Origin of the sequence: Micromonospora psammae, from assembly GCF_036902725.1 — a bacterium.
In the GTDB taxonomy this organism is placed as follows: Bacteria; Actinomycetota; Actinomycetes; order Mycobacteriales; family Micromonosporaceae; genus Micromonospora.
The window spans coordinates 99,972-125,187 of sequence record NZ_JBAKHM010000015.1 but is presented as its reverse complement, the minus strand read 5'-3'; the positions used below and the strand labels follow the sequence as shown (position 1 = coordinate 125,187).

At 73.1% G+C, this 25,216-nt stretch carries 20 protein-coding genes; 6 read left to right on the top strand and 14 right to left on the bottom strand.

Going from position 1 to position 25,216, the window contains the following annotated elements:
* Positions 1–132: 132 nt before the first annotated feature.
* From V6U79_RS18890 to V6U79_RS18855, 8 genes are all read right to left on the bottom strand, one after another.
* Positions 133–1,311 (bottom strand): ROK family protein, encoded by a 1,179-nt coding sequence (locus tag V6U79_RS18890; protein WP_334528161.1) that lies wholly within the window; start codon positions 1,309–1,311, stop codon positions 133–135.
* Positions 1,312–1,740: 429 nt separating this feature from the next.
* A complete protein-coding gene (locus tag V6U79_RS18885) occupies positions 1,741–2,823 on the bottom strand; it encodes a YihY/virulence factor BrkB family protein (protein WP_334615331.1) in 1,083 nt (360 codons plus the stop codon).
* A 374-nt stretch (positions 2,824–3,197) separates the two neighbouring features.
* Complete coding sequence (locus V6U79_RS18880; RefSeq protein ID WP_334528156.1) at positions 3,198–3,893, bottom strand: NADPH-dependent F420 reductase; 696 nt, start codon at positions 3,891–3,893, stop codon at positions 3,198–3,200.
* 49 nt (positions 3,894–3,942) lie between these two features.
* Positions 3,943–4,974: an LLM class flavin-dependent oxidoreductase gene (locus tag V6U79_RS18875; protein ID WP_334615330.1), complete on the bottom strand. Its 1,032-nt coding sequence runs from the start codon at positions 4,972–4,974 to the stop codon at positions 3,943–3,945.
* Positions 4,967–6,016, bottom strand: a complete 1,050-nt coding sequence (locus tag V6U79_RS18870; RefSeq protein ID WP_334615329.1) for an LLM class flavin-dependent oxidoreductase — start codon at positions 6,014–6,016, stop codon at positions 4,967–4,969. Before V6U79_RS18870 ends, V6U79_RS18875 begins: the two co-directional genes overlap by 8 nt.
* 250 nt (positions 6,017–6,266) lie before the next feature.
* On the bottom strand, positions 6,267–7,076 hold the full coding sequence (locus tag V6U79_RS18865; protein WP_334528149.1) for an ABC transporter permease: 810 nt from the start codon (positions 7,074–7,076) through the stop codon (positions 6,267–6,269).
* Positions 7,077–7,091: 15 nt separating this feature from the next.
* A complete protein-coding gene (locus V6U79_RS18860) occupies positions 7,092–7,892 on the bottom strand; it encodes an ABC transporter permease (RefSeq protein WP_334528198.1) in 801 nt (266 codons plus the stop codon).
* Positions 7,893–8,104: 212 nt separating this feature from the next.
* Complete coding sequence (locus V6U79_RS18855) at positions 8,105–9,034, bottom strand: ABC transporter ATP-binding protein (RefSeq protein ID WP_334615328.1); 930 nt, start codon at positions 9,032–9,034, stop codon at positions 8,105–8,107.
* A gap of 347 nt (positions 9,035–9,381) precedes the next feature.
* Here V6U79_RS18855 and V6U79_RS18850 point away from each other — a divergent pair, with 347 nt between their 5' ends.
* The 5 genes from V6U79_RS18850 (at position 9,382) to V6U79_RS18830 (ending at position 16,560) form a co-directional block, all read left to right on the top strand.
* Entirely contained in the window at positions 9,382–11,574 is a 2,193-nt protein-coding gene (locus V6U79_RS18850) for a TRAP transporter permease (protein ID WP_442933796.1), read from the top strand.
* Entirely contained in the window at positions 11,571–12,590 is a 1,020-nt protein-coding gene (locus tag V6U79_RS18845) for a TAXI family TRAP transporter solute-binding subunit (RefSeq protein WP_334528144.1), read from the top strand. The genes V6U79_RS18850 and V6U79_RS18845 overlap by 4 nt, the downstream gene beginning before the upstream one ends.
* 66 nt (positions 12,591–12,656) lie before the next feature.
* Positions 12,657–15,209, top strand: coding sequence for a sensor histidine kinase (locus V6U79_RS18840; protein ID WP_334615327.1), 2,553 nt, complete (start codon positions 12,657–12,659; stop codon positions 15,207–15,209).
* Positions 15,206–15,598, top strand: coding sequence for a roadblock/LC7 domain-containing protein (locus tag V6U79_RS18835; protein ID WP_334528138.1), 393 nt, complete (start codon positions 15,206–15,208; stop codon positions 15,596–15,598). The genes V6U79_RS18840 and V6U79_RS18835 overlap by 4 nt, the downstream gene beginning before the upstream one ends.
* Positions 15,595–16,560 (top strand): TAXI family TRAP transporter solute-binding subunit, encoded by a 966-nt coding sequence (locus tag V6U79_RS18830; protein ID WP_334615326.1) that lies wholly within the window; start codon positions 15,595–15,597, stop codon positions 16,558–16,560. The genes V6U79_RS18835 and V6U79_RS18830 overlap by 4 nt, the downstream gene beginning before the upstream one ends.
* 10 nt (positions 16,561–16,570) lie before the next feature.
* Here V6U79_RS18830 and V6U79_RS18825 read toward each other — a convergent pair whose 3' ends face one another.
* From V6U79_RS18825 to V6U79_RS18805, 5 genes are all read right to left on the bottom strand, one after another.
* Positions 16,571–17,107, bottom strand: a complete 537-nt coding sequence (locus tag V6U79_RS18825; protein ID WP_334615325.1) for a hypothetical protein — start codon at positions 17,105–17,107, stop codon at positions 16,571–16,573.
* The gene (gene dnaG, locus V6U79_RS18820) at positions 17,107–19,005 is read right to left on the bottom strand and encodes a DNA primase (protein ID WP_334528131.1); all 1,899 of its coding nucleotides are present in this window, start codon (positions 19,003–19,005) and stop codon (positions 17,107–17,109) included. The genes V6U79_RS18825 and dnaG overlap by 1 nt, the downstream gene beginning before the upstream one ends.
* Before the next feature lie 64 nt (positions 19,006–19,069).
* Complete coding sequence (locus tag V6U79_RS18815) at positions 19,070–19,903, bottom strand: siderophore-interacting protein (protein WP_334528129.1); 834 nt, start codon at positions 19,901–19,903, stop codon at positions 19,070–19,072.
* Positions 19,904–19,955: 52 nt separating this feature from the next.
* Positions 19,956–21,230: a deoxyguanosinetriphosphate triphosphohydrolase gene (locus tag V6U79_RS18810; RefSeq protein WP_334615324.1), complete on the bottom strand. Its 1,275-nt coding sequence runs from the start codon at positions 21,228–21,230 to the stop codon at positions 19,956–19,958.
* A gap of 2 nt (positions 21,231–21,232) precedes the next feature.
* Positions 21,233–21,583, bottom strand: a complete 351-nt coding sequence (locus V6U79_RS18805) for a VOC family protein (RefSeq protein ID WP_334528123.1) — start codon at positions 21,581–21,583, stop codon at positions 21,233–21,235.
* Positions 21,584–21,807: 224 nt separating this feature from the next.
* Between V6U79_RS18805 and V6U79_RS18800 the strand changes: the two genes are divergently transcribed.
* Complete coding sequence (locus V6U79_RS18800; protein ID WP_334528120.1) at positions 21,808–22,296, top strand: roadblock/LC7 domain-containing protein; 489 nt, start codon at positions 21,808–21,810, stop codon at positions 22,294–22,296.
* A gap of 57 nt (positions 22,297–22,353) precedes the next feature.
* Here V6U79_RS18800 and ppdK read toward each other — a convergent pair whose 3' ends face one another.
* Positions 22,354–25,062: a pyruvate, phosphate dikinase gene (gene ppdK / locus V6U79_RS18795; RefSeq protein ID WP_334528117.1), complete on the bottom strand. Its 2,709-nt coding sequence runs from the start codon at positions 25,060–25,062 to the stop codon at positions 22,354–22,356.
* Positions 25,063–25,216 lie beyond the last annotated feature (154 nt).

Genomic DNA, 25,216 nt, shown 5'->3' with positions numbered 1-25,216 from the left:
TCGCCGTCCACGGTGTCGGCGGGCGCCTCGACCAACGGAGCATCTGTCACGACGGTCTCCTCGGATCGCTGGGTCACTGTGCCTCCTCCGTTCGCGACTGCGGGGCTCGCAGGACCGGCTCACTCCTCGCGCTCACGATGCCTCCCCGAAGGCCACGTCACTGGCGAGGACGGCGGCGCCGGCGACACCGGCGCGCGATCCCAGCTCGGACAGGACGACCGGGAGGTTGCCGGTGGCCAGCGGCAGCGACCGGCGGTAGACCACACTGCGGATCTCGGCGAGCAGGATGTGGCCGAGCTGGGCCAACCCACCACCGATCACGATCATCGACGGATTGGTGAAGCTGACCAGACCGGCCAGCACCTGACCCACCCGTCGACCCCCGTCGCGGATCAGTTGGATGCAGGTGACGTCCCCCTCGACCGCTCCCTCGGCGACGTCCCGCGCGGTGACTACGCCCCGGGCGGCGAGCCGCTCGGCCAGCGCCGGCGAGGCGCCGGTACGGGCGGCGGCGGTGGCCTCGCGGGCCAGCGCGGCGCCGCTGAACACGGCTTCGAGGCAGCCGACGTTGCCGCAGGAGCAGACCGGCCCGTGCGCGTCGACCTGGATGTGGCCGATGTCCCCGGCGCAGCCGTCGGTGCCCCGGTAGACCTCCCCGCTGAGGTAGATCCCGCACCCTATTCCGGTGCCGATCTTGACGAAGAGGAAGTCGTCGACCGAGTGGGCGACCCCGCCGTGCCGCTCGCCGATCGCCATGATGTTGACGTCGTTGTCGACCACCGCCGGGCAGCCGTGCTCGCGGGTGAGCAGCTCGCGGACCGGGTAGCGGTCCCAGCCGGGCATGATCGGCGGCGAGACGGGCACTCCGGCGCGGAAGCTCACCGGACCGGGGACGCCGACGCCCACCCCGTCCAGCTTCTCGTACGCCCCGTCGACCCGGGCCTTGTGCAGCAGCTCGGTGACCCGGTGCAGGATGACCTTCGGCCCGGACCGGATGTCGGCGGCCTCGGCGTAGGCGGCGACCGGCTCCAACCGCCCGTCGACCACCTCGACGTCGATGGAGCTGGCGCCCAGGTCGACGGCGGCGAAGCGCAGCTGCGGGTTCAGCTCGACCAGAGTGGAGCGCCGCCCGCCCCGGGACGCGGCCAGCCCCGCCTCGGCCACCAGACCCAGGCCGACCAACCGCTCCAGCTCGGCGAGCAGCCGGGGCCGGGGCATCTGCAACCGGTCGCCCAGCTCGGCCCGGGACGCCGGCCCCTCGTCGCGGAGCAGCCGCAACAGCCGCAGGTGCAGGGGGTCTGCCGTCCGCACGGGACTCACCTCCGCGATCGGGGTTCACATTGACGTCACGTCGATGTGTTGTGTCCGACACAGTAGGAGCCTTCCGTGGCACCTGTCCATAGCTTCAGCCGATCCGGTCCCAACTTTTGTCCGTTTGAACAAAAGCTAATAGTGGATCAAGGAAAGGGTCACGGACGGCGCGTCGCCCGTCCCGCCGCGTACACCGATGATCGACCCGGCTCGACGTGATGCGGCTGCGCGGTCCGCAAGGTCGTGCTCGATCCTGGAAACAGTGGACTCCCGGGCACGGCGATACCACTACTTCCAGGATCGAGCACGACCTTGGGGACCCGGCCCCTCGGCGGCGGCCCGGTCCGGCTCCCGGGCGGCGGGAGGTGGTGGACAAGGGACTGCCCCGCCGTCCGGGTGGACGGCGGGGCAGGGACTCCGGAGGCAGGGTCAGCGACGCCCGGCGGCGTTGCGCTTCTTCTTGAGCTTGCGGTCGTCGCGCAGCTCGACGTACGGCTCCTCGTCGGCCGAGTGACCGGCGGAGATCGCCCGGCTGCGCTCCAACTCGGCGTCGAACTCGGCGCCCAGCAGGATCGCGATGTTGCTCAGCCACAGCCAGACCAGGAACACGATCACGCCGGCCAGCGCACCGTACGTCTTGTTGTACGAGCCGAAGTTGGCGACGTAGAAGGCGAAGAGGCCGGAGATCACCAGCCAGATCACCACGGCCAGCACGCCGCCGGGGCTGACCCAGCGGAAGCCGCCGTGCTTCGCGTTCGGCGAGGCCCAGTAGAGGATGGCGAACATCAGGCTGACCAGGAGCAGCAGCACCGGCCACTTGGCGATGTTCCACACCGTCACCACGGTCGAGCCCACCCCGATCACCTCACCGACCTGCTCGGCGAAGCCACCGGTGAAGACCACGATCACCGCGCAGGCCAGCAGCATCACGCCGATCACGGCGGTCACCCCGAGCCGGATCGGCAGGGTCTTCCAGATCGGCCGCCCCTCCGGCACGTCGTAGATGGTGTTGGAGGCGCGCATGAAGGCGGCGATGTAGCCGGAGGCCGACCAGAAGGCGGCGAGCAGACCGACGATCGCGGCGACGCTGGCCAACCCGCCCGAGGCGCCCGCCTGCTCGATGGCCTCTTCGATGATCTTCCGGGTGTTCTCCTCCGGCACCGCCTGGTTGACGGTGTCCTTGACCCCCTGGGTGGCACGGTCGCCGAGCAGACCGAGCAGGGAGATCAGCACCAGCAGGCCGGGGAAGATGGAGAGCACCCCGTAGTAGGTCAGCGCCGCCGCCCAGTCGGTGAGGCTGTCGTCGCCGAACTCCTTCACGGTGCGGCGCAGGGCCGCCTTCCAGCCGCTCCCCGGCAGCTCCGCCGGGCTGTCCGGCCCCTCATCCGGGCCGACGGGCCGCGAGTGGCCGCCCTCGGAACGGGAGTCGCCACCGTCGGCCTGGCCGGCGGTCGCGGTGCGGTCGTCGTCATGGTCGCGCCCGCGCCGCGCGGATGACTCGTCGGAGGCCATCGCCCCTCCCTCACATGTCGGCTGTGGTCCCACACGACATGCCCCGACGGAAGTGACGGCTAACCACCTACTTGTCGAGCAACCTCCTCATCCGGCGGGACGCCGGCGCCCACTCCCGGCGGTGGGCACCACCAGGAACGCGATCTCCAACGGCCGGGACCGACCGTGCGCCCGCCTCCCGCCGCGCTGCGCGCGTGTGGGGGCATCCGCCCGCTCGGACACCAGACCCGCCCGCCTCCCCCCGCGCTGCGCGACGGGTCGGGGCATCCGGCCGCTCGGACACCCCGACCCGCCGCAGAACGGCGGGCCGGCCGGGCCGGCGAGTCGCCCCGGAGTCGCTTTCGCCCCGCCGCGGCCGGTCGGCGGTACCGCCTTCAGGCACGCGCGCGGGCGATGAGCTGCCCGCGTTCCGACTGCGGGAACCGGTCGAGTCTGGCGCGGATCTCGTCGGCGTCGACGTTGGCCCCGAAGAGGTCGGTGCCCGGTTCGAGGGTGACGCCGGCCGCGAGGGGGCCGGCGATGACCGGGTCGAAGCCGAGCGCGTCGACCAGCGCGGCGACCGTGTCGAGGTCGGCGGGGTCGTCACCGGCGATCGCGAGGCCCTTACGGCCGGCTTCGCCCGCGGGACGGGCCTCGTCCTCGAGGTCGTGGTAGCCCATGTGGTTGAACGCCTTGACCACTCGGGAGCCGGGCAGGAAGGCCTGGACGGTCTCGCTGGAGGACGTGCGCGGGTCGGTGAGGTCGTCGCGGATGCCGTCGACCTCCCACCAGTAGTTCATGGCGTCGACGACCAGCTTGCCGCGCAGCGCGTCCGCGGGGATGGTGCGGTACTTGCCGAGCGGAAGGGCGAGGATCACGAGGTCCGCGCGGGCCGCGGCTTCGTCGGCGGTGACCGCGACCGCTCCCGGCGTGAGTACGTCGACGGTGAGGGCGATCTTCGCGGGGTCCCCGGAGCCGGCGATGAGCACCTTGTACCCGGCGGCCAGGGCGAGCCGGGCGAGGACGGTGCCCACCTTGCCGGCGCCGAGGATGCCGAGGGTCTGTGGGCCCTGCTGGACGATGTCGGTCATGCTTCTCTCCGGTTCTCTCTCCGTGCCGGATGCCGCGTCGAGCGGCAGGTCAGCCGGCGAGGATGTCACGGACCATGGGGATCACCTTGGCGCCGTAGAGCTCGACGGCACGCAGCCGGGCACTGGCCGGCTGAGCACCAGCGGCGTAGATGAGGTCGAACCGGCCGACGCCGAGGGTGCGGACCGCGCGGGCGATCTTGCGGGCGACGGTCTCCGGTGAGCCGATGTAGAGGGAGCCCTGGTCCGCCTCGGCGTCGAACTCCGCTCGGCGGACGGGCGGCCAGCCGCGGAGCGCACCGATCCGGTCGCGCTGGATCTTGTAGTGCGGCCAGTAGATTTCCTTGGCTTCCTCGTCGGTGTCGGCGATGAAGCCCGGGGAGTGCATGCCGACCGGGTGCGCGGTCGTGCCGAGCTGTGCGGCCGCCCGCTGATACAGGTCGATGTAGGGAGCGAAGCGTCCGGGCTGGCCGCCGATGATGGCGAGCATGAGCGGCAGGCCGTACTGGGCGGTGCGGACGACCGACTGCGGCGAGCCACCGACGCCCACCCAGGTGGTGAGGCGCCCCGATTCGGTCTTCGGGAAGACCTCGGCGTTCCGGAGCGGGGCGCGCTTGGTGCCGCTCCAGGTGACCGGCTTCTCGTCGAGCAGCTTGACGAACAGCTCGATCTTCTCCTCGAACAGCACGTCGTAGTCGCTCAGGTCGTAGCCGAACAGGGGGAAGGACTCGGTGAACGAGCCACGGCCGAGGATGACCTCGGCACGGCCGTTCGACAACGCGTCCACGGTGGCGAAGCGCTGGAACACCCGGACCGGGTCGTCCGAGCTCAGCACCGTCACCCCGGAGGCGAGCCTGATTCGCGAGGTGCGGGTGGCGATGCCGGCGAGCACGGTCTCCGGGGTGGAGACGGAGTACTCGGGCCGGTGGTGCTCGCCGAGGGCGATGACGTCGACGCCGAGCTGGTCGGCCATCACCGCCTCGTCGACGAGCTGCCGGATCGCGGCGGCGTGGGAGACGAGCGCGCCGGAGTCGTCCTGCGGGACGTCACCGAAGTTGTCGAGTCCGAACTCGAGATCAGACATGGTTTGCCTCCAGAGTGAGCAGTTCACGGACGCGCGGGGCGACCTCGCGGCCGAGCAGTTCGATCGTGCGGGTGCGCGCCGCCCGGGGCAGGCGCATGATGTCGTACTTGAGATCGAAGCGGCTGAGCCGCAGGTCGCGCGCGACGGCGGCGATCTTCCGCGCGACCGTCTCGGGCGAGCCGACGAACAGCGCCCCATGGTCGAGCTCGGCCTCGTAGCGTTGCCGGGTGGGCGCGTAGAAGCCGCGTTCGGCGGCGGTTCGCGCCACGATCGGTCGCCAGTACCGCCACCAGGTCTCGACGGCCTCCTCGTCGGTGTCGGCCACCATGCCGAGCGAGTGCTGCCCGATCGGCTGGGCGGGATGCCCGAACTGCTCGAGCGCGCGGAGATAGAGGTCCACGTTCCCGGCGAACCGCTGCGGGCGCCCACCGATGATCGCGTGCATGAGGGGAAGCCCGTACCGGGCGGCGCGGATCACCGACTGCGGGCTGCCGCCCACGCCGATCCAGGTCGGGATGCCTCCCGGCTGCATCCGTGGGTGCAGCCGCTGCTCGTCCAGCCGGCTGCGGACGCTGCCCGACCAGGTGACCCGCTCCTCCCGCTGGAGCCGCATGAACAGGTCGAGCTTCTCCTCGAACAACCGCTCGTAGTCGGCCAGGTCGTAACCGAACAGCGGGAACGACTCGGTCGCCGAGGCCCGTCCGAGGACGAGCTGGGCGCGGCCGTTCGACACCGCGTCGAGGGTCGAGAACTCGTGGTAGAGCCGTACCGGGTCGTTCGTGCTGAGCACCGTGACCGCGGTGCCGAGCTTGATCCGCTCGGTCGCCGTCGCGATCGCCGCGAGCAGCACGGGCGTGGCGGAGTCGTTGTGGCCCTCGCGGTAGTGCTCGCCCACGCTGAACACGTCCAGGCCGACCGACTCCGCGAGTCGCGCCTCCTCGACGATCAGCCGCACGGTCTCGGCGTCGGTCAGGACGCGGTCGCCGTCAGTGGCGACTTCCCCGAACGAGTTGAGTCCCAGTTCGAAGTCTCCGGTCGTCATGGTCACCCCCCTGAACCGGTTCTGGTGGCGCCGGACCCTGCGGGACCAGGCGATTGACATGTCAATTATGTGGCGTGTTTGTTACGTCAAGCAAATGGGGCGGGCGTGACAGACGACACACCACGACGGGCACGTCGGTTGCCGACCGGTGACCAGCTGAGACGCGCTCCTAGGATCACCGCCGCGGGCCAGCTCGCCACGGCGCTCCGCGTACGGGCTCCGCCCGCTACCCGACGAGTGACGGCGACCACTACTTGTAGAGCAGCCTGCCCATCCGACGCGAGGCGACCAACAGGCCGACGAGCAGCACCGCCAGCAGGTAGAGCACGTCGAGCAGCCATGACCAGCCGGCGGTGCCGACGCAGACGCCACGGATCAGGTGCACCGCCCGGTAGAGCGGGGTCACCTCGACCACCCAGCGCAGCACCGACGGGTACGCCTCGGCCGGGACGAAGGTGCCGGAGAAGAGGAAGAGGGTGAACTGCGCCGAACCCATCAGGTCGAAATCCTGCCAACTGCGCATGAGGGTGGAGACGGTCATGCCCAGCGCCCCGAAGGCGAAGCCGACCAGGACCGCCGCCGGAAAGGCGACCAGCGCCCGTGCGGCGGTGGTCAGGTCCATCACCACCATGACCACCAGGAACGCGGCCGAGTAGGCGCTGCCCCGTAGCATCGCCCAGCCCAGCTCACCGAGGGCGATCTCGAACGGCTGCACCGGGGTGGCGATCACCCCGTCGTACAGCTTCATGTACTTCATCTTCCCGAAGAAGTTGAAGGTGGTCTCCGCCAGCGCACCGGTCATCGCCGACGACGCGAGCATCGCCGGGGCGACGAAGGCCGCGTAGGACACCACCTCGCCGCCGGCCAGGGTGAGGTCACCGACCAGCGCGCCCACCCCGACGCCGATGGAGAGCAGGTAGAGCAGCGGCTCCACGAACCCCGAGATGAGCAGCAGCCAGTAGACCGACCGCAGGGCCGCGATGTTGCGCTCGGCCACCGAGACCGACCGCCGGGACGCGGCGGCGACGTCCACCAGCCGGGGCAGCACGAGACTCACCACGAGGGCACCCTCTCCCTAGACGACGAGCCGACGACGGAAGCCGCGGCGGGCCAGCAGCCAGCCGGCGAGCGCCCAGGCCGCGAGGTAGAGCAGGTGACCGGCGACCGACCACTGCGGGGCCACGCCGAGGGTGGCCGCCCGGCACAGGTCGACGCCGTGCCAGAGCGGAGTCGCGTACGCCAGCCAGCGCAGCACGAGCGGCAGCGACTCGACCGGGAAGAACACCCCGGCGAAGAGCGTCATCGGGATCACCGCGAAGCGGAACAGCATCGCCAGCCAACTGTCGCTGTCGACCACCGAGGCGTACGCGAAGGTCGGTGCCGCCACGGCCAGACCGAGCAGCGCCACCACCGGCAGGACGGTCAGCGCCCAGGGTGAACGCAGCGCCCCGAACAGCCCCGTCACCAGCAGGAACGCGGCGATGGTGGTGAGCACCCGGAACAGCACGAAGGCCAGGTGCCCGGCGAGGATGTCGGCCACCCGCAGCGGAGCGGCGCTCTGCGCGAAGTAGGTCTTGATCCACTGGAAGTTGCTGAACACCGGCCAGGTCGACTCTCCGATCGCCACCTGCAACGCGGTCGAGGCGATCAGCCCGGGCACGATCCAGTCGAGGTAGCGCACGCCGCCGACACCCTGGTCGATGTAGGCGCCGACGCCGACGCCGAACCCGAGCACGGTCAGCACCGGCAGCAGGAACGACGAGAAGACCCCGGCCCGCCAGGTGCGCCGGTAGCCGGTCAGGTAGTGCGCCAGCACCGCCAGCGCCGGCACCCGGGGCAGCGGCGGACGCGCCCGGTCCCGCGCCTGCTGCGCCACGCTCACCGCGACCACCCCGTTCCGCTCCCCGCCGACCACGGCCTTCCTACCCCGGAGGTACGACAGACCGCGGTCACCCTACGGCGACCGGGCCGACCTGTCCCCCCGTTTCTGCCCGGGCTCAGCGGCGCGGTGGCGACCCGTTCCGACGGTAGTCGGGTGGTCACCGGACTGTGAACCGCCCGCCGCCGCTGTTGTCGCCCCCGCCCGGCTCAGTCGACCAGGGTGCGGCCGGTGAGGTGCAGGAAGACGTCCTCCAGGCTGGAGCGCCGCACCAGCACGCTGACCGGCGTGAGGCCGCGCGCCTCCACCTGGGCGACCGCCACGTCGCCGTCGGGGACGTAGAGCAGGACCCGGTCGGGCAGCACCTCGACCCGCTCCCCCAGCCCGTCGAGCTTGCCGGCGAACGTCTCCTGCGACTCGGCGGCGAAGCGCAGCTCCACCACCTCGCGGGTGGCGTGCCGCTCGATCAGCTCGCGCGGTGAGCCCTCGGCGACGATGTGCCCGCCGTCCATCACCACGAGACGGTCGCAGAGCTGCTCGGCCTCGTCCATGTAGTGGGTGGTCAGCACCAGGGTCACCCCCTGCTGCTTGAGCCGGAACAGCCGCTCCCAGACCAGGTGGCGGGCCTGCGGGTCGAGGCCCGTGGTGGGCTCGTCGAGCAGCACGATGTCGGGCTCGTTGACCAGCGCCCGGGCGATGGTCAGCCGGCGCTTCATGCCGCCGGAGAGCGGCTCGACCTTGCTGTCGGCCCGCTCGGTGAGCTGGACGAAGTCCAGCAGCTCGGCGGCGCGCTCCCGGGCCGCCCGGCGCGGGATCCCGAAGTAGCGGGCGTAGGTGGTGAGGTTCTCCCGGACGGTCAGCTCGGGGTCGAGATTGTCCAGCTGGGGGCAGACGCCGAGCCGGGCCCGGATGGCGGTGCCGTCGCGCACCGGGTCCATGCCGAGGATGCGCAGCTCGCCGGCGGTGGGCGGGGAGATGCAGCCGATCATCCGCATGGTGGAGGACTTGCCGGCGCCGTTGGGGCCGAGGAAGCCGAACGCCTCGCCGGCGCGGACCTCGACGTCGATGCCGTCGACGGCGGTGAAGTCGCCGAACCGCTTCACCAGTCCACGCGCCCGGATGAGCGATTGAGTGGTCACCGGGCGACCCTACCGGCGGCGTCCGACACCCTCGAAGCGATTTGCGGGGCGACGGTGGGCGGCGAAGTCGCCACGCAGCGTGTTTTACGCTACGGTCCGTGGTTGATCCACTCCGACGCCCTCCGGCGGCGGAGAGCCGACGCAGCCGGGCGAGCACCCGCATTCCGGACAGGTCCATTCGGACGACAACGACCGTCGAGGAATGTCAACCATTTCGACCACCGCAATTGTTAAATCCGATTCAACACACGCTTCCTCTGCGTGATCGGTCGCCGTTCATCATCACCGAGCGCAATCACAGTCGGCAATGTTCCATGGTGTAGACAATTCGCGTATCGTGCCCCCTCGTGTCGCCCGTTCGTTCCTCCGACGGTCCCGCTCCGCAGCCGCCGTACGCCGGCTCCGGCGCCGAGACCCTCCGCCCGGACGGCCCTGACCAGCCAATTCCAGCCGAGGCGGCGACCGCGGTCGACCACACCGGCCCGGCCCCGCAGACGCGCGAACTGGCTGCGCAATTCGAGGACGAGAAACCGGGCCGCGAACTCACCGGACCGGTCGGTCTCCTGGTCACCGGCACGACGCTGGCGATCGCGCTCCTCGCCCTGACGCAGGTCTTCCGCCCGCTGCCCCAGGGCAGCAAGTACTACCTGATCGTTTTCCTGGCCGGCGTCCTGCCGATGGTCTTCCTGGCGTACCCGGCGGGCCTGCGCCCGCCCGGCCGGCCGCGACCCGCCACCGGGCCCGTCTCCACCCGACCCACCGCGGCCGACTGGGCGCTGGCCGCCGCCGCCCTGGCCAGCTGCCTCTACCCGGTCCTGCCGCTCACCCTCGGCGCCGCCGGCGGCGGGTACGACGCCTTCCTCGACCGGCAGGGCCTGCTCGTCGGGGTGGACGTGGCGATGGGCAGCCTGCTCCTGCTCCTGCTGCTGGAGGCGTGCCGGCGCACCACCGGCTGGATCCTGCCCGCCGTCTGCCTGCTCTTCCTCGGCTACGGCTACTACGGCGGACTGCTGCCGCAGTCCTGGCCGGTCGCCCACGCCGGGCTCGACTTCGGCCAGCTCATCGACGCGTTCTACAACTCCGACAGCGGCTTCTACGGCACCCCGCTCGACGTCGCGGCCTCGTACATCGTGCTCTTCACCGTCTACGGCGCGGTGCTGGACCTCTCCGGAGCCGGACGGTTCTTCGTGGAGCTCTCCGCCGCCGCCTTCCGGCGCTCCCGGACGGCCGCCGGGCGGACGGCCGTCGCCTCCGGCTTCCTGCTCGGCACCGTCTCCGGCTCGGGCGCGGCCACCACCGTCAGCATCGGCGCGGTCACCTGGCCGATCCTGCGCCGCGCCGGCTACCCGGCGGAACGGGCCGGCGGGATGCTGGCCGCCGCCGGCGTCGGGGCGATCCTCTCCCCACCCACCCTCGGCGCGGCCGCCTTCATCATCGCCGAGTACCTCGGGGTCTCCTACCTCCAGGTCCTCGGCTGGGCCACCGTGCCGACGGTCCTGTACTACCTCGGCATCCTGCTCTCGGTGGAGATCGACGCCCGACGCTCCGGCGTCCGCCCGGTGGTGCTCGACACGGGCTCGCCGTGGCGGCTGCTGGCCCGCTCCGGCTACCACTTCCTCAGCCTCTTCGTGATCATCGCGCTGCTCGCGGTGGGCTTCTCCGCCACGAAGGCGGTGGTCGCGGCCACCGCGCTGGCCGCCGCGCTGTCCTTCCTGGACCGCCGGCACCGGCTCACCCCGGCCCGGTTGGTCGGCGCGCTCAGCGCCGGGGTGCGCGGCGTGCTCGCGGTCTGCGCGGTCTGCGCGGCGGCCGGCATCATCACGGCCACCACCACGAAGACCGGGCTCGGCCCGCAGGCGGCGGCGCTGCTGGTCGGCGGGGCGGAGGCGGTCAGCTCCGACCCGGCCGTGGTGCTGGCGCTCACCGCGCTGCTCGCCGCCGTCGCGCTCAGCCTGCTCGGGCTGGCCGTACCGGTCACCGCCTCCTTCGTGATCGGCTGGGTGATCATCGGGCCGGCCCTGCTGGAGCTCGGTGTGGCCGCGCCGGCCGCGGCGATGTTCGTCTTCTACTTCGCGGTGCTCTCCGAGGTCTCCCCGCCGACCGCGCTCGCCGCGGTGGCCGCCGCGGCGGTCACCGGGGGCCGGCTCGTCCCGACCATGTGGCAGACCCTCCGGTACGCCCTGCCGGCCTACCTCATCCCGATCGCCTTCGTGGTCACCCCGGCCGGGCTCGGACTGCTCGGCATCGGCGGGCCGGAGCGGGTCGCGGTGGCCGCGGTGCTCTCCGCGCTCGGCGTGGCCGCGCTCGCCGTGGCGGCGGGTGGCTGGCTGCCCGGCGTCGGACCGGCCGGCGTACCGGAGCGGATCCTCGGCGCGCTCGCCGGGCTGAGCCTGCTCCGACTCGAACCCGTACCCGTCACCGTGGGCCTGGTGCTGGCCGTGATCGCGGTGGTGGGGGTGTGTGTACGACGCGGCGCCGCCGGTCTGACCGGCGGGCCGTGGACAGCTCCATCGACGATTCCTGGGGAGGAACGACAGTGAGACGGATCAACGTGCGGATCGCCGCGGGCGTGGGCGCGCTCGCCCTCGTCGCGGCGGGCACCGCCGGTTGCGGGGGCCGTCAGGACGGCGCGGCCACCGACAACGCCGCCAACAAGGTCACCTGCGAGGTCGCCGGCAACACCCGGGTCGGCATCGCCACCGGAAACGCCACCGGCGTCTACTACGTGGTCGGCAACGCCCTCGCCGGTCAGCTCTCGTCCGCCACCGGCGGGAAGCTGAGCGGGACCGCGGCCGAGACCGGCGCCTCGGTGCAGAACGTCGAACAGCTCGTCGCCGGCCAGTACGACGTGGCGTTCTCGCTCTTCGACACCGCGGTCAACGCGGTGCAGGGCAAGGGCAGCTTCACCGCCCCGCAGCCCGTCGAGGCGCTCGCCCGGATCTACGACAACTACACCCAGGTGGTCGTGCGGGCCGACTCGGGGATCACCTCGGTCGCCGACATGAAGGGCAAGAAGATCTCCACCGGTTCCCCGAAGTCGGGCACCGAGGTCATCGCCAACCGGCTGCTGCAAGCCGCCGGCCTCGACCCGGCCAAGGACATCCAGGCGCAGCGGCTCGACCTGGCCAAGACCGTCGAAGGGGTGAAGGACGGCAGCGTCGACGGCTTCTTCTGGTCCGGCGGGGTGCCCACCGGCGGCGTGACCGACCTCTTCACCACCGCCGGCGACAAGGTGAAGTTCATCGACGTGACGCCGCTGCTGCCGAAGATGACCGAGCTGAACCCCGCGTACCAGGCCGGCACGATCCGGGCCGACGCCTACCGGACGGCCGCCGACACCCCGACCATCGTGGTGCCGAACGTGCTGCTGGTCCGGAAGAACCTCGACGCGAACGTCGCCTGCGCGATCACCAGGACCGTCTTCGACAAGCGCGACGCCCTCGCCCAGGCCAACCCGGCGGCGAAGGGCATCGACCTGGCGAACGCCCGCAAGATCGACCCGGTGCCGCTGCATCGTGGCGCCGCCAAGGCCCTGAGCGACCTCGGCGCGAGCTGACCCCCCGCGCCGGGCCCGGCCCATCCGGTCCGGGCCCGGCGCTCCCGACCACCACGGGAGACCCTCGTGCCGCTCCCCGGCCCCGCCCGCGTACGCCGGCACCACCGGCCGGCCGACCACACCGACCGGCTCTGGTCGGTCCGTACCCAACTGCTCGCGCCGATCCTGGTCGCCACGGTCGGCCTGGTGGTCCTGGGCGCCGTGCAGACCGACAGCGCGCTCGACGCCACCGCCGACGCCGACCGGGCCCGGGTGCTCGCCGGCACCGCCACCGCCACCGTGCGCCTCGTGCACGAGCTGGAACGGGAGCTCGGCGAGACGGGGGCGCTACGCCAGCGGGGCGGCTCCGCCGGCCGTCCGCTGGTGGACGCCCAGCGCCGGCGGGTCGACGCCGCCGTCGACCGGTACCGCACCGCCGGCCGGGAGGCCCGCCGGGCCGCCCCGGACCTCGGGCGGGTGCTCGACGGAGCCGACGGGCAGCTCGACCGGCTCGAACCGACCCGGCGGGTGGCGCTGGACGGAACGGCCAGCGACCCGAGCTACGTGACGTTGGTCGAGTCGCTGCTCGCCGTCGCCGACGCGCTCCCCGCCCAGCTGCGCGACACCGAGCTGGCCAACGGGGCGCGGGAGGTGGCGGCGGTCGCCGCCCAGGAGCACCTGGCCTCGCTGGAACGCGACCTGCTCCGCACCGTCTTCGTCCGGGGCGAGCTGGCCGGTGGGGAGCTGGTCCGGCTGGGGCGGCTCCGCGGCGCCCAGGAGCAGCGCCAGGCCGAGTTCTCCCGGATCGCGGACGAGCGCGCCGCGACCACGTACGCGCGGCTGATGGCCGGCACGGACGTCGCCACCGCGCTGCGGATGCGGGACAGCGCGCTCAACGCCGAGGTCGAGCCGGCCGGGCTGAAGACGGACGGCGACGCCTGGTACGTGGCCCAGAGCGGGGCGATCCGGCGGTACAACCTGCTCGGCCGGGAGCTCTCCGAGGAGCTGGACCGGCAGGCCGCCGGCCAGGCCGCCGACGCCCGGCGGCGGGCCCTGGTCACCGGTGGGGCGACCAGCGCGGTCGCGCTGGCCTCACTGCTCGCCGCGGCGCTGCTCGCGGTGCGGACCAGTCGCCGGCTGCGCCAGCTGCGGGTCGCCGCGCTCACCATGGCCCACCGGGAGCTGCCGGAGCGGATCACCGCGATCGCGTCCGGCCACGGCCCACCGGCCGACGCCGCGGGGTCCCGCCTCACCGCCCGGATGAGCGAGGGCCGGGACGAGGTCGCCCAGGTGGCGGAGGCGTTCGACACGGTGAACCGGGCCGCGCTGCGGCTCGCCGGGGAGCAGGCCGCGCTGCGGATGGACGTCGCCCGGATGGCCGAGGCACTGGCCCGGCGGATCCGCACGCTGATCACCCGGCAGCTGCGGCTGCTCGACGAGTTCGAACGCGACGAGACCGACCCGGACGCGCTGGCCCGGCTGTTCGCGCTCGACCACCTCGCCGCCCGGATGCGCCGCAACGGGGAGAACCTGCTGGTCCTCGCCGGCGGCGAACCGGGTCGCCCGTACGAGGGCGCGTACCTGGTCGCCGACGTGGTCCGGGCCGCGGCGGCGGAGATCGAGGAGTACCCACGGGTGGAGATCGACGTGCCCGAGGTCGGGGTGCAGGGCGCGGCGGTGGGCAGCCTGGTCCACCTCCTGGCCGAGCTGCTCGAGAACGCCACCGTCTACTCCCCGCCGCACACCCCGGTGCAGGTGGACGGCCGGCGCACCGTCGACGGGCTCACGGTGCGCGTGCACGACCAGGGGATCGGCATCGGCGAGGCCCGCCTGCGGGCGATCAACGAGCGGCTCCGCTTTCCGGCGACGCTCTCCAGCGCGGCGGCCGGCAGCATGGGTCTGCACGTGGTGGCGCACCTGGCGGCCCGGCACGGGGTGCGGGTGCAGCTGCACCACACCGGGGCGGGGACCGTCGCCCAGGTGGCGGTGCCGGAGTCCCTGCTGACCCGGATCGAGACGGTCTCCCGGCGCCCGGCCCCCGCCCGGCGCCCGGCGCCGCCGCCCTCCCCCGCCGCGGGCTGGTTCCCGGCCCGGACCGGTGCGCCCCCGGCAGTCGGGCCGGCGACCCCACGGACGCCGGTGCCGGCGGCTCCACGCCCTGTCGTGCCCGCGACCCCGCGCCCGCCCGTACCGGCGATGCCGCGGCCGGTCGGCGCGGGAACCACCGTCGGCCCGGTCGGTCCCGCCGTGCACCGCGTCGGCGCCGACACCGTCGCCGGGCTCTCCGCCGCGGTCCCCGAGGCGCCGACGGTCACCCTTCCGGTGGTCCACGCGCGGAACGCGACGGCCGGGGGGCCGGCCGCCCCGGCAGCCGGAGCGGCGTCCCGGCCACCGGCCACCGCGACGGCCCCGCCGGTCACCGCGCCCACGCCGGTGGCGTCGACCGGACCGGTCGGCCTGCCCCGCCGGGTCCGGGGCGGGCAGCTGCCGGCCCCGCTGCACCACGCCCCGCCGCCCCGACCGGCCGACGACCTGCTCGACCCCGAGGTGGTGCGGGCCCGGCTGTCCGCGCTCGCCGAGGGGGTGGCCACCGCGATGCGGCGCAACCAGCAGACGACATCGATTGGGAGAAGCGAATGACCTCACCCGTGACCGCCGGCCTCGACTGGCTGCTGGCCAACTTCGCCGAACAGGTACCCGACGTGTCGCACGCGGTGGCGGTCTCCGAGGACGGTCTGCGGCTGGCCGCCTCGCCCCACCTCTCCACCGACCATGTCGACCAGCTCGCCGCGGTGATCAGCGGCCTGGCCAGCCTGACCGTCGGCGCGGCGCGACTGATGTCCGCCGGCCGGGTACGCCAGCAGATCGTCGACATGGACGGCGGGGTGCTGCTGGTGATGGCGGTGGGCGAACGGGCGCTGCTCGGGGTGCTGGCCGCGCCCGGCTGCGACCTCGGCCAGATCGGCTACGAGACGGCGACGCTGGTCCAACGGGTGGCGGAGGCGTTGGAACCGGCGGTCCGGGCGTGACCCGGCCGGTGCGGGTGCTGGCCGCCCTGCTGGTCGTCGTGCTCGCCGCCACCGGCTGCGGCGACGGCGACCCCGCGCCGCAGCCGTGGCACGGCGGCCGGATCTTCCTGGCCACCGGCAACACCACCGGCGTGTACTACCAGCTCGGCGGCGGCTACGCCGACGTGATCAGCCGCCACCTGCCCGGGTACGAGGCGCGGGCCGAGCCGACCGGCGCCTCCGTGGAGAACGTCACCCGGTTGGCCGGTGGCGACATGGAGATCGCCTTCAGCCTCGCCGACACCGCCGCGGACGCGGTCGCCGGGCGCGGGGCGTTCACCCAGCCGCAGCCGGTGCGGGCGTTGGCCCGGGTGTACAGCAACTACACCCACGTGATCGTCCGGGCCGACGCGAAGATCACCGACTTCGCCGGGCTGCGCGGGAAGCGGGTCTCCACCGGCTCGCCGAAGTCCGGCACGGACATCATCGCCGGCCGGCTGCTCACCGCGGCCGGGCTGGATCCCGACCGGGACGTGCGCCGGGCGACCCTGTCGCTGCCGGAGACGGTCAAGCGGATGCGGGCCGGCACCCTGGACGCCATGTTCTTCTCCGGCGGCCTGCCCACCCCGGGCATCGCCGATTTGATCGCCGGCGCGCCCGGGAAGTTCACGCTGCTGCCGATCGCCGACCTGATCGAACCGCTCACCGCCACGTACGGCTCGGTCTACACCACCGCCGAGCTGCCGAAGGACGCCTACGGCACGGCGACCGGCACGCCGACGGTCACGGTGTCGAACGTGATCCTGGTCGCCGCCGACATGCCGGACCAGTTGGCGTACGACCTGACCCGGCTGCTCTTCGCGTACCAGGGCGACCTGATCGGGGTGCACCCGGAGGCGGGCAACTTCAGCCGGCAGAGCGCCTCCGGCACCGACCCGATCCCGCTGCACCCGGGGGCGGCCCGCTTCTACCAGGGCGGCTGACCGGCGACGGTCAGACGTCCGCCGGGGTGGCCGAGGCGCGGGCCGCCGCGACCAGCCGGTCGGTCTCGGCCAGCACCGCGTCGTCGTCGGCCGGGGTGCCCGGGTCGTAGCGGACCGTCCAGCTCAGACCGTCCACGCCGGCCACCCGTCGGGCCGCGATCCGTCCGGCGCCGCCGGGCACCGGGTGGTGCTGGGTGTACGCCACCGACCGGGTGACCCGGGCCCGCACCTGGTTCGGCAGGTCCCCCGGGTCGACCAGCAGGTAGGTCTCGGCGGGGCAGTCGGCGACCACCTGGTAGCCGTCGCGTTCGGTGACCCGCTCGGCGGGCGTCACGGTCAGCTCGCGCCCGGACCAGACCGCCTTGAGGATGTCGTGCCAGCCCAGCCGGTGCCCCCGGCCGGGCAGCCAGAGCCCGAGGTTGCTGGCCACCACCACGCCATCGCCCTCGCCGTTGCCGGCGACGGCCCAGGCCAGCACCCGCTCGTCGGCGGCCAGTGGCGGCCGGGCGGCGGGCGGCAGTTTCGGTTTCCGGCCGAACAGTCCCATCACAGTCCTCCCGCGGCCTGCTCGCGCAGCGCCCGCGCGTGCTGCTCCAGCGAGAGCAGTTCCCCGAACAGGGCGAAGTACTCGTCCTTGTTGCTCACCGGGTTGATCCGCTGGATCTTCGACTTGAGGTCCCGGATGCGGGCGGTCACCGAGCCCCACTGCAGCCGGGCCATGGTGATCGAGACGTACCGGGGGTCGGGCTCACCGTCGATGCGCAGCGGCTCGACGGCCAGCTCACCGACGAGCGCCCGGGCGGCGAGGTCCTCGCAGGCGTCCCGGACCGACTCGATCCAGACCGCGCCGCCGGTCGCCGCCGCCGCCCCGCCGGCCGCCGCGACCGCCGCGCGGACCGCCGCGTGCACCGGGTGCCGGTACTCCGGGGTCTCGACCGCGTCGAACATCGGCCCGGCCAGCACCGGCTCCTGGAGGGCGAGCTTCAACGCCTCGCGCTCGACCATCGACTGCGGGCTGTCCACGCTCGGCTCGGGCGCGGCCCTGGACCGGGCCGGTGCGGGCGCCCGCCGCTCGGCGGCCGGGGCGGCGTCGGCGGCGAGGACCGCGCGCTGCACCGGCTCGATCTCCATGCCGAGGTCGCCGGCGAGCTTGCGGACGTACTCGGGGCGCTTCTCCCGGTCCTTGATCTTCGCCACCAGTGGGGCGGCCCGGCGCATCGCCTCCACCCGGCCGTCGACGGTGTCCAGGTCGTACCGGTTGATCACGTGGCGGAGCGCGAAGTCGACCAGCGGCTCGCGGCGGGCGACCAGGTCCCGTACGGCCAGGTCGCCCTTTGCCAGGCGCAGCTCGCACGGGTCCATGTTGTCGGGGCTCACCGCGATGAAGGTGCGCCCGACGAAGCGTTGGTCGTCCTCGAAGGCGCGCAGCGCGGCCTTCTGCCCGGCGGCGTCCCCGTCGAAGGTGAAGATGATCTCGCCGGCCACCGCGTCGGTGTCCAGCAGCAGGCGGCGCAGCACGGCGATGTGGTCGGCGCCGAAGGCGGTGCCGCAGGTCGCCACCGCCGTCGGTACGTCGGCCAGGTGGCAGGCCATCACGTCGGTGTAGCCCTCGACGACGACGACCTTGCCCTGCTTGGCAATCTCCCGCTTGGCCTGGTCGATGCCGTACAGCACGTGGGACTTCTTGTAGATCGGCGTCTCGGGGGTGTTGAGGTACTTCGGGCCGTCGTCGTCGTCGAAGAGCTTGCGCGCGCCGAAACCGATCACGTCGCCGGTGATGTCCCGGATCGGCCACATCAGCCGCCGGCGGAACCGGTCGATCAGGGTGCCCGATCGGGACGGGCGGGACAGCCCGCCGGTGACCAGCTCGTCGTGGGTGAAACCCTGCTGGCGCAGGTGCTTGGTGAGCAGGTCCCAGGCGTCCGGTGCGAAGCCGCAGCCGTACCGTTCGGCGGCGGCCCGGTCGAAGCCACGCTGGGCCAGGAACTCCCGGGCCGGCCGGGCGCCGGCGGTGGTGAGCTGGGCCTGGTAGAACTCGACGGCCGCGGCGTGCGCGGCCACCAGGCGCTGCTTCTGCCCCTGCTGGGGGCGGGGGCGCGGGGCGGCGTTGTCGTTCTCGACGTAGCGCAGCTGGATGCCGGCGCGGTCGGCGAGCCGCTCGACGGACTCGATGAAGCTGAGGTGCTCGGCGTCCATCAGGAACTTGATCGCGTCGCCGCCGGCCCCGCAGCCGAAGCAGTACCAGACGTTGCGGGCGGGCGAGACGTTGAACGACGGGCTCTTCTCGTCGTGGAACGGGCAGAGCCCCTTGAGGTTGCCGCCGCCGGCCGACTTCAGGGTGACCGTGTCGGAGATGACCTCGGCGATGGAGGTGCGCTCCCGGACCAGCGCGATGTCCTCGTCCCGGATCCGCCCAGCCATCTGTGCCACCCCCTCGGCGTACATCCTGCCCTGCCGGACCGACGATCCGCCGCCGGGGGGACGGGCGTGTGGCGCACGACGCCGCGGCTCAGCCGACGGCGACGATCTCCTCCGCCTCGACCTGCCGGTTCCAGTCGGCCTTGGTGGAGCGCCAGCCCTCGTCGTTCATCCCCCGGCGCCAGTAGCCGGAGATGGAGAGCGCCGCGCGCGGCACCCCGCGCTCGACGCGCAGCAGCCGCCGCAGCTCCTTGACGAAGGTGGCCTCGCCGTGGACGAACGCGTGCACCCGGCCGGGCGGGAACTCCAACGCCCGGACCGCGGCGACCAGGGCCGCGCCGACCGGGCGGTCCCCGCGGTGCAGCCAGGTCAGCGCCACCGCGCCCGGGCTGAGCAGGCGCTGCTCGTCCGCCGGGCCGTCGACCTCGACGAGCACGACGGCCGGGGCGCCGGCCGGCAGCCGCTCCAGCGCCGCGCCGATCGCCGGCAGGGCACTCTCGTCGCCGACCAGCAGGTGCCAGTCGGCGGTCGGATCCGGGGCGTACGCCCCGCCGGGGCCGGTGAAGAGCACCTCGTCGCCGGGGCGCAGCCGGGCCGCCCACGGCCCGGCCAGCCCCTCGTCGCCGTGGTGCACGACGTCGATGGTCAGCTCACCGGCGAGCGGGTCCCAGGCCCGTACGGTGTACGCGCGCAGCCGGGGCCACTGCTCGGCCGGGAACTCCCGCTTGATGGCGGCGAGATCCACCGGGTGCGGGTAGGTCACCCCGTCCGGCGGGAAGATCAGCTTGACGTAGTGGTCGGTGTACTCCCCGACGGGCAGCCCGGCCAGCTCCTCGCCGCCGAGGACGAGGCGGATCAGGTGCGGGGTGGGCCGCTCGGTCCGCACGACCCGGGCGGACGTGACTGTCTTGGGGCGCTCCGTCATGGGGTTAGGCTAACCTAAGTCGCCGGCCGATCCCAATTGGTGCGGACCGCCCCTATCGGGCGCCGGGCCGGACCAGACGGGTGTGCCAGGCCAGCGCGGCCGGGTCGGTGAGCGAGGCCACCTGGTCGATCACCACCCGCAGCCGGGCCCGGTCGTCCGCGGCCTCCCGCCAGAGCGGGGCGAAGACCGGGTCGAGCCCGTCGGGGGCCCGGTCGGCCAGGGCGCCCACCAGCTCGGTGAGCACCTGCCGCTGCCGGTCGTACCGGCCGGCGGCGCCCGGCCGGCGCATCACGTAGCGCCAGGCGATCCCCTTCAACAGGGCACACTGGGCCCGGATCCGGCGCGGCACGACGAGGTCGGCGCCGTAGCGGCGGTGCGGGCCCGGCCCGAAGCGGTCCCGGGTGGCGGCCACCACCGTCGAGACGAACCGGCCGGTGAGCACGCTGGTGGTCGCCTTCAACGCGACCTGCGACCGGTGGCTGCCGTCGTACGCGGCGAGCGGGGCGAGCACCGGCTCGGCGAGCAGGTCCACCAACACCTCGCCCAGGTCGGCCGGGGACTCCCCGGAGTAGACGGCGGCCACGTCGACGCAGAGCGCGGCCCGCTCGTCCGGGTCGTCCAGCAGCGGCCGCAGCGAGACGTACCCGCCGTGGATGCCGTCCTCGACGTCGTGCACCGAGTACGCCACGTCGTCCGCCCAGTCCATCACCTGCGCCTCCAGGCAGCGCCGGGCGTCGCCGGGCAGGCCGGCGGCGCCGCCCGCCGGGGCGCCCTCGCGCAGCCAGTCGAAGACCGGCCGGTCGTCGCCGTACACGCCGAACTTTCGCAGGCCGGGCCGGCGCGGCCACGGGTACTTGCAGACCGCGTCGAGCGAGGCGCGGGTGAGGTTGAGCCCGGCGGGGGCGCCGTCGGGGGCGAGCACCTTCGCCTCCAGCCGGGTCAGCACCCGCAGCGTCTGGGCGTTGCCCTCGAAGCCGCCGCAGGGCGCGGCGATCCGGTCCAGCGCCTCCTCGCCGTTGTGCCCGAAGGGCGGATGCCCGAGGTCGTGGGCGAGCCCGGCGGTGTCCACCACGTCCGGGTCGCAGCCGAGCCGGGCGCCCATCTCCCGGGCGACCTGGGCCACCTCCAGCGAATGGGTCAACCGGGTACGCAGGAAGTCGTCCGTGCCGGCGACGTGCACCTGGGTCTTCGCGGCGAGCCGGCGGAACGCCGCCGAGTGCAGCACCCGGGCCCGGTCCCGCTCGTACGGGGACCGGCCGTACCCGGTGTCCTTCGGCGCCTCGTCGACCCGGCGTCGCGCGTCGGCCGGGTCACCGGGAAGCGGCACGGTCAGCCCTGCTGCCGCAGCACGCAGAACTCGTTGCCCTCCGGATCGGCCAGCACCGTCCACCCGACGTCGCCCTGCCCCACGTCGACGTGCCGGGCCCCCATGTCGACCAGCCGCTCGACCTCGGCCTCCCGGTCGGCCGGGCGCAGGTCGAGGTGCAGCCGGTTCTTGACCTGCTTGTCGTCGGTGACCGGGACGAAGACGATGCCGGGCAGCCGGTCGGCCGCCTGCCGGATCTCCACCTCGTCCGGCTTCTCCGTGACGACCTGGTAGCCCAGCGCCTCGGCCCACCAGCGGGCGAGCCGGGCCGGATCCCGGGCGTCGACGGTCAAGCTTGCCCAGACGCTGGTCATGCGGGCCACCCTTCGCCGGTCGTGCGCAACGGTCGAGGGCTCAGGTTACGCCCCGGCCCGGCGGACGTCGCGGTGACGGACGACGGGCGGCGGGTCCGCAACCACCGATCAGACCGAGTTGTCGACCGATCGCGGGCGGTCCCGGGATCGCGCGCCGGGGTGGCCTTCGGTAGCTTTCCGGAAGCGGTACGTGAGGACGCGAAGAACGGGGAACGCTCGTGGACGTGGACACGACGATGGACACCGAGCTGCGCGGGCTGCGCCGACGCCGCCCGGAGGTGGCCGGCACGGTGCTCGCCGGACGGGACGGGGTGCTCATCTCCAGCGACCTGCCGACCACGGACGCCACCCACCTGGCCGCGCTGGCCGCGGTCGGCTTCGGGCTCGGCAGCCGGGTCGCCGACGCGGTCCGGCGCGGTGATCTGCGCGAGTCGGTGGTGCACACCTCGACCGGGTGCGTCGTCACCTACCCAGCGGGCCGGCACGCGCTGCTCACCCTGGTGGCGGGCGCGGACGCCGACCTGGAGACCCTGCACGAGGAGGCCCGGGCGGTGGCCGAGCGGGCCGGCTCGGCGTTCGACGCGCAGCGCACCGGCGCGACGGCGAGCAGACTGCCCCGGCTGCACGCCGCGCTGACCGCGGGTGCCCCGGCGCCGGGGCTGACCCGACGCCGGCCGGGGACCACCACCGGCTGGCGGCGTACGCCGCGCTGAGCCGCGGCGGGGGCGGCGGTCCGACGTTCCGGCCCGCCGCCCCCGCCGGGCCGGTGCTCAGCGGCTGTCGGAGCCGTCCGTCTCGACCGCGGCGCGACCGGCCTCCAGCCGGGCCACCGGCACGCGGAACGGTGAGCAGGAGACGTAGTCCAGGCCGACCTCGTGGAAGAAGTGCACCGAGTCGGGGTCGCCGCCGTGTTCACCGCAGACGCCGAGCTTCAGCTCCGGCCGGGCGGCCCGGCCCTCCTGCGCGGCGATCCGGACCAGCCGGCCCACGCCGTCGCGGTCGATGGACTCGAACGGCGAGATGCCGAAGATGCCCAGCTCCAGGTAGCGCCAGAAGAACGCGCCCTCGACGTCGTCGCGGGAGAAGCCCCAGGCCATCTGGGTCAGGTCGTTGGTGCCGAAGGAGAAGAACTGCGCCGCCTCGGCGATCTGACCGGCGGTCAGCGCCGCCCGCGGCACCTCGATCATCGTGCCGATCAGCACCTCGACGCCGCTGTCCCCGACCACCTCGGCAATGATCTTCTCGGCCTCGGCGCGTACCGTCTCCAGCTCCTGCACGGCGCCGACCAGCGGGACCATGATCTCGGGCCGGGCCACCGCGCCGGCGCGGGTGACGGTGACGGCGGCCTCCGCGATCGCCCGGACCTGCATCGCGAAGAGGCCGGGGATCACCAGCCCGAGGCGTACGCCGCGCAGCCCCAGCATCGGGTTCTCCTCGTGCATCCGCCGGACGGCGGCGAGCAGCGCCTCCTCCTTGGCCACGTCCTCGCCGCGCTCCTGGGCGACGGCGACGTTGACCGCGAGCTGCTCCAGCGGGGGCAGGAACTCGTGCAGCGGCGGGTCGATCAGCCGGACGGTGACCGGCAGGCCGTCCATCTCCCGGAAGATCTCCTCGAAGTCGGCCCGCTGCAACGGCAGCAGCGCGGCCAGCGCGGCGTCCCGATCGTCGTCGGTGCGGGCCAGGATCAGCTTCTCGACCAGCTCACGGCGATCGCCGAGGAACATGTGCTCGGTGCGGCACAGCCCGATGCCCTCGGCGCCGAAGCGCCGCGCCCGCGCGGCGTCCGCGCCGGTGTCGGCGTTCGTCCGGACCGCCAGCCGCCGCTTGCCGTCGGCGTGCGTCATGATCCGGTGTACGGCCCGGACCAGCGCGTTGTCGATGTGCTCGGGGTCGAGGCTGCCCTCGAAGTACTGCACCACCTCCGACGGCATGACCGGCACCTCGCCGAGGTAGACCTTTCCGGTGGTGCCGTCGATGGAGACCACGTCGCCCTCGGTGACGGTGTGCCCGGCGACGGTGAAGCGCTTGGCCGGCACGTTCACGTCGATCTCGTCGGCGCCGGAGACGCAGGTCTTGCCCATGCCCCGGGCCACCACGGCGGCGTGGCTGGTCTTGCCGCCCCGCGAGGTGAGGATGCCCTGGGCGGCGATCATGCCGTTGAGGTCGTCGGGGTTGGTCTCCCGGCGGACCAGGATCACCGCCTCCCCCTCGGCGGCCAGCTCGACCGCGCGGGCGGAGGTGAAGACCACCTTGCCGGAGGCCGCGCCGGGCGAGGCGCCGATGCCCCTGGCCACCGGCTCGAACTCGTGGTCGAGCCGGAACCGGGGGAACATCAGCTGCGCGAGCTGCGCGCCGTTGACCCGGTGCAGCGCCTCGTCCAGGTCGATCAGGCCCTCGTCGACGAGCTGGCCGGCGATGACGAACGCCGCCGCCGCGGTGCGCTTGCCGACCCGGGTCTGGAGCATCCAGAGCTTGCCGCGCTCGATGGTGAACTCGATGTCGCAGAGGTCCTTGTAGTGCTCCTCCAGCCGGGCCATGAAGTCGAGCAGCTCGTCGTAGGACTTCTTGTCCAGCCGCTCCAGCTCCTGCAACGGCACCGTGTTGCGGATGCCGGCGACGACGTCCTCGCCCTGGGCGTTGGCCAGGTAGTCGCCGTAGATGCCCTGGGCGCCGCTGCCCGGGTCGCGGGTGAAGGCGACGCCGGTGCCGGAGTCGGCGCCCAGATTGCCGAAGACCATGGTGACCACGTTGACCGCGGTGCCGAGGTCGGCCGGGATGCGCTCCTGGCGGCGGTAGAGCACCGCGCGCTCGGCGTTCCACGACTCGAAGACCGCGCGGATGGCGAGGTCCAGCTGCTCCCGCGGCTCCTGCGGGAACTCCCGGCCGGTGTGCTTGGCGAAGATGTTCTTGTACGCGTCGACCAGCCCGCGCAGGTCGTCGGCGTCGAGGTCCAGGTCGTTCTGCGTACCCTTGGCGCGCTTGGCCTCGTCGAGCGCGTGCTCGAACTCCTCGCCGGGCACCTCGCAGACGGTCTTGCCGAACATCTGGATCAGCCGGCGGTAGGAGTCCCAGGCGAACCGGTCGTTACCGCCGGCCTGCGCGCTGAGCCCGACCACGCTGCGGTCGTTGAGGCCCACGTTCAGGACGGTCTCCATCATGCCGGGCATGGAGAACTTCGCGCCGGAGCGTACGGAGACCAGCAGCGGGTCGTCCGGGTCGCCGAGGCGGCGGCCCATCTCCTGCTCCAGGGCGGCCAGGTGGGTGGCGATCTGTTCGGCCAGCCCCTCGGGCTCGGCGCCGGTGGCGAGGTACGCCTTGCAGGCCTCGGTGGTGATGGTGAAGCCGGGCGGGACCGGCAGGCCGAGATTGGTCATCTCGGCCAGGTTGGCCCCCTTGCCGCCGAGCAGGTCCTTGAGTTCCTTGTTGCCCTCGGCGAAGTCGTAGACGTACTTGTTGTCCACCGTCTCTTGCGCTGCCACCAGAGCCTCCCACGCGCGCCGGAATTGACACTTAACGAAGGTTCAGTTGCTCATACCCCGGGGCCGACCACCGGTAATCCCGGTGCCGTCAGCGATCGGTGGGCGAAGGTTAAGCGAACTTCGAGGGGCCTGGGACCGTTCGGTGACAATAGGC